We start from the raw sequence: 5,652 nt of genomic DNA, 5'->3' as shown, positions 1-5,652 counted from the left end.
TGGCATTAGGACACAATTTAAGAAAGAAAATTGCTTCTTAAGGACAATTTTTGCCTTATTCATAAAAATAAAAAATATCCGAAATTGAATAGAAATAAAAAAACCGTCTCAAAATTTAATATTGAGACGGCTTCTTTTTTTATATTAAAATAGTGATTCTCTAATGCTATTTCACCTAAAGTAGAAAATTAAATTTAAAAATATTCTGTCTTTAAAAACAAAACTTTTAAAGTATAATTCAAAATTCAAATTAAACCTTTTTTCATTTTAAGAGTCTAAAACTAGATTTGTTTAAACTTTAAAATCTACTGTGATTTTAAACGGAGAAAGTAACAAGCAACTTTTTTTGAAAAAGAAATTGAAACAGTGTAAAAAAAGGAACTTTCGTTCCTTTTTTTTATAAATACATTTTAGCCCTTAATTCCTTAATTGACTCATTTTCTAGGTAATCATCAAAAGTAGAATACCTATCAATTACACCATTTGGTGTTAATTCAATTATTCTGTTCGCTACAGTGTGGGCAAACTCGTGATCGTGTGTTGTGAAAATTACAGTTCCCTTAAAATTACTCAATGAGTTATTAAAAGCTTGAATAGATTCTAAATCTAAATGATTGGTTGGTTCATCTAGCATTAAAACATTTGCTCTGTTCATCATCATTCTAGAAATCATACATCGTACCTTTTCACCTCCAGATAGCACATTACATTTTTTTAAGGCCTCTTCACCACTAAAAATCATTTTACCTAAAAATCCTCTTAAAAAAACTTCTTCCCTTTCTTCTTCTGTTTTGGCATATTGGCGCAACCAGTCTACTAAATTTAAATTAGCATCAGTAAAAAAAGATGAATTATCTAATGGCAAATAAGCTTGAGAAGTGGTAACTCCCCATTGAAATTTTCCTGAATCTTGAGTTAAATTACCATTTAAAATTTCATAAAATGCAGAAACAGCTTTCGAGTTTTTAGAAATCAAAGCAACCTTATCTCCTTTATTTAAATTGAAATGAATATCATTAAATAAAACTTCTTCATCAGTTGATTTTGACAAATGTTCCACATTTAAAATTTGATCCCCAGCCTCTCTATCTCTATCAAAAATGATGGCTGGATATCTTCTGCTTGATGGTTTTATATCATCAATATTTAATTTTTCAATCATTTTTTTTCTACTTGTTGCCTGTTTGGATTTAGCAACGTTTGCAGAAAAACGACGAATAAACTCTTCCAACTCCTTCTTTTTCTCTTCAGATTTTTTATTTTGCTGTGCTCTTTGTTTTGCTGCTAACTGGCTGGATTCGTACCAAAATGTATAATTCCCTGAAAAATGATTTATTTTTCCAAAATCAATGTCTGAAATATGAGTACAAACCGCATCTAAAAAGTGACGGTCATGAGAAACTACAATAACGGTATTATCGTAATTAGCAATAAAATTTTCTAACCAGCCAATTGTTTCAAAATCCAAATCGTTCGTTGGCTCATCCATTACTAATACATCTGGATTTCCGAAAAGGGCTTGAGCTAGCAATACTCTTAACTTCATTTTACCATCAACCTCACTCATTAATGTATAATGTAAATCTTCTTTGATACCTAGTGATGAAAGCATCGTAGCTGCATCACTTTCAGCATTCCAACCACCCATTTCTTCAAAATCAACGCCTAACTCCCCTACTTTATTTCCATCTTCCTCACTAAAATCTTCTTTGGCATAAATGGCATCCATTTCCTTTTTTATGTTGAATAATTTTTTATTACCCATCATAACTGCATCCAAAACCATATATTCATCAAAAGCATAATGATCTTGTGTTAAAACAGACATACGTTTACCCGGATCTATTATTACTTGACCGGATGTAGGGTCTTTTTTACCAGATATAATTTTCAAAAAAGTTGATTTACCCGATCCATTTGCTCCTATAATTCCATAGCAGTTACCAATGGTGAATTTAGTATTAACTTCGTCGAAAAGGATTCTTTTACCGAATTGGACTGATAAATTTGAAACTGTAAGCATGTTGGTATTGGTATTTTTAAAATTTTTGCAAAAGTAAGAAATTAGTATTACTTAAATCCAAAATAATTTTTTAATGTCTTTTTTCAATATTAATAAATGTTTTTTTTATTTAACAGGTTATTAACAAGGCTTTTTTTTGGATGTATGTATTTTTGTTTCAATCTAATATAAATGAAAAAAATTTTATACATCTTACTGTTAACTTCTTTGATTAGTTGCAATTTTTGGAAAAACACGAATTCAAACACTTATTTTGGTGGTGAAATAGTAAATCCAAAATCAAAATTTGTACTATTAATTAAAGATGAAGTTGTATTAGATTCAATAACGTTAGACAAATCTAATCGCTTTTTAGGCACTTATGAATCTTTTGAAGAGGGCCTTTATACATTTAAACATGGAAACGAGTTTCAATACATTTACTTAGAGCCAAAAGATAGTGTACTGGTTAGACTAAATACATGGGATTTTGATGAATCATTGGTTTTTAGTGGAAAAGGGAGTCATAAAAATGAATTTTTATTAAATATTTTTCTTCAGAATGAGAAGGAAGAAATCGGAATGTTTCAGAATTTTCATTTAAATGAATCAGAATTTGAATATAAAATAGATTCACTTTCTGAGGTTAGAGATAGAATTTATAAAGAGTTTGCTAATTCTGAAAGAAATATTTCGAATGGATTTGAAAAATTGACTCAAACAGCACTTCGATACCCTTTATACAGATTGAAAGAAATTTATCCATACTATAATAAGATAGCAAATGGGCTTGACCGTTTTCCAACTATTTCAGAAGATTTCTATAAATTTAGAAAGAAAATAAATTTTAATGAAGAAAATTTAGTTTCATTTTATCCATATCAAAATTATATTGTTAGCTATTTATATAATATAGGATATCAACAAAAGGAACAAGATTCTTCTAAATCTAATTTAACTTCCAATATTCTAATTGAAACTTCAAAACACATTGAATTAGAATCATTTAAAAATAACTTACTTAAAAGAATAATCATAAACGATTTTTTAAAAAGCGAGACTACGTGTAAAATAAATGAAAAAGCCTTGGATATTTTCCTTCAAAATTGTACAGATGATATTTATATTACTCAAGTTAAAAATTTGGTTAACGATAGCAAAGTAGTTGAAAACAATAAACCGTTAACTAATTTCAAAATCTCAACCTATAACAACATAGAATCTTCTATTAATGAGTTAATTAAGAATAAAAAGACTGTTATTTATTTCTGGTCAACTGAATTTATGTCTTCTGAATATTTGACAAAACGAATTAAATTCTTGGAAACAGCACATCCTACAATTTTATTTATTGGAATAAATATGAAAACCAAAAACAATAATTTTGAGATTGATCGCAACTTCAAAATTTTAGATATAACTAAACAATATAGATTACCCTCTAACAGTGCTGCTCATTCGTTTTTAACCAGTAATTATCCAAGAACTATAATGGTTCAAAAAAATGGAATAGTTTTAAATGGTTTTACCTACCTTGATTCAAAAAAATTCAATGCCGAATTATTAAAATTAGAATAAAACTAGTTTTATAGCTCTAGGATAAAATATAAGTGTACCTTTGCACGATTTTTAACCGGTTTATAGATTTGGCATCTGTAAATCAATAATTTAACAGAATGTCGACATTTAAAGACCTAGGACTTAATAAAAATATTATTAAGGCCCTAACCGAATTGGGTTATGAAAACCCTACAGAAATACAATTAAAAGCAATTCCTCAAGTTTTAAATTCTACGCAAGATTTAAAAGCATTTGCACAAACAGGTACAGGAAAAACTGCAGCCTTTAGCTTACCAATTTTAGAACAAATTGATGCTGAAAACGGCGATGTACAAGCTATTATTTTATCTCCAACCAGAGAATTAGCAATTCAGATTGCAAAAAATATTGAGGAGTTCAGTAAATTTTCAGATGGTATCAGATGCCTTGCCGTTTACGGTGGCTCAAGTATCGAAGATCAAATTAGAAAACTAAAGAGAGGTGTCCAAATTATTGTTGGAACACCTGGTAGAACAGTTGATTTAATTAATAGAAAAGCACTTAAACTTTCAACGGTTAGATGGCTGATTCTAGATGAAGCAGATGAAATGTTAAACATGGGGTTTAAGGACGAATTAGATAAAATTCTTGCTGTAACGCCAAAAGAAAAACAAACATTACTTTTTTCAGCAACTTTTCCTCAGGAGGTAGAAAGTATTGCAAAAAACTATATGTACAAGCCTGTTGAAATTACTTCAGGAGAAAAAAATAAAGGTTCAGATCAAGTATCACATCAATATTATGTGGTTTCAGAAAGAAATAGATATGCAGCATTAAAAAGAATTGCCGATGTAAATCCAGATATTTACAGTATAATTTTTTGTAGAACTCGTAGAGAAACTCAAGAAATTGCTGATAAATTAATTGCAGATGGATACAACGCTGATTCACTTCACGGAGATTTATCTCAAGGACAACGTGATGCTGTTATGGGAAAATTTAGGGATAAAGTTATTCAAATATTGGTAGCTACCGATGTTGCCGCAAGAGGATTGGATGTAAACGATTTAACCCACGTAATTAATCATAAATTACCAGATCAAATAGAATCTTATACGCACAGAAGTGGTAGAACTGGTAGAGCAGGTAAAATTGGAATTTCCATAGCAATAGTTACGAGCAGAGAAAAAGGAAAATTGTTTCCTATCGAACGCTTAATCGGGAAAAAATTTGTGAGTACTCCTGTACCTACAGGAAAAGAAATTTGTCAAAATCAGTTGTTAAAATTGATTGATAAAGTTCACGATATCAAAATTAATGAAACAGAAATAGCTGAATTTTTACCTTCAATCTACGAAAAATTAGAAGGTTTAGAGCGCGATGAATTAATAAAACGTTTTGTGTCGATAGAATTTAACACGTTCCTTACTTATTATGAAAACGCACCTGATTTGAATGATAGTGAGCATATGAAAGGAAGAGATTCTCGAGATTCAGGTGACTCAAAAGGAAAATCTAGAAATGATGAAAATATGAGTCGTTTCTTTATTAATATTGGTAGAAAAGATAAATTAAATCCAGCTCGATTAATTGGATTAATCAACGAACAAAATATTTCTAAAAATATTGAAATTGGACAAATTGAAATTTTAGATACATTTTCATTTTTTGAATTAGATAAAAACTTCGAAAAAGAAACAGTTACAGCTTTTGAAAAAAATGATGCCTCTTTTGAAGGTAGAAATGTTAATGTTGAAATTACTACCAAACAACGTACTGGTCAAAGCAGAAGCCGAAATGGTGGAAGTGGTAGTTCAAACGGTAGTGGAGACAGAAAAAGAAGTAGAGATAAAAAACCAGCTGGAGACTTTGCAGGTTTTGGAAGAAAAAGAAGTGATTCAAAAAGCAAAAGTGCTTTTGGGTCAGATAAAAATCCGAAAAGAAAAAGAAGAGCATAAAAAAAGCGGCCAGTTTTAGACTGCCCCCAAAAAGTTAGACACTATTTGGGGGTATTTTTATGGAAAGAAAAGTGAAATATGATTACACATTTAAACTTGAATGTGTAAAATTAGTATTAGAGAAACATTATTCATGTTTATTAGTTTCAAAGC

At 29.4% G+C, this 5,652-nt stretch carries 3 protein-coding genes; 2 read left to right on the top strand and 1 reads right to left on the bottom strand.

Annotated elements, in window-relative coordinates; translation table 11 throughout:
- Positions 1-397: 397 nt before the first annotated feature.
- Complete coding sequence (locus Q8S45_RS04310; protein WP_305601546.1) at positions 398-2,023, bottom strand: ABC-F family ATP-binding cassette domain-containing protein; 1,626 nt, start codon at positions 2,021-2,023, stop codon at positions 398-400.
- Between the two features lie 171 nt (positions 2,024-2,194).
- On the opposite strand from Q8S45_RS04310, the gene Q8S45_RS04305 reads away from it, so the two are divergent.
- Positions 2,195-3,580 (top strand): hypothetical protein, encoded by a 1,386-nt coding sequence (locus Q8S45_RS04305; RefSeq protein ID WP_305601544.1) that lies wholly within the window; start codon positions 2,195-2,197, stop codon positions 3,578-3,580.
- Between the two features lie 98 nt (positions 3,581-3,678).
- Positions 3,679-5,499: a DEAD/DEAH box helicase gene (locus Q8S45_RS04300; protein ID WP_305601542.1), complete on the top strand. Its 1,821-nt coding sequence runs from the start codon at positions 3,679-3,681 to the stop codon at positions 5,497-5,499.
- The last annotated feature ends 153 nt before the right edge of the window (positions 5,500-5,652 follow it).

This window comes from Lutibacter sp. (assembly GCF_030692605.1).
In the GTDB taxonomy this organism is placed as follows: domain Bacteria; phylum Bacteroidota; class Bacteroidia; order Flavobacteriales; family Flavobacteriaceae; genus Lutibacter.
The sequence above is the reverse complement of the archived record's forward strand: the minus strand, read 5'-3'. Positions and strand labels throughout refer to the sequence as shown.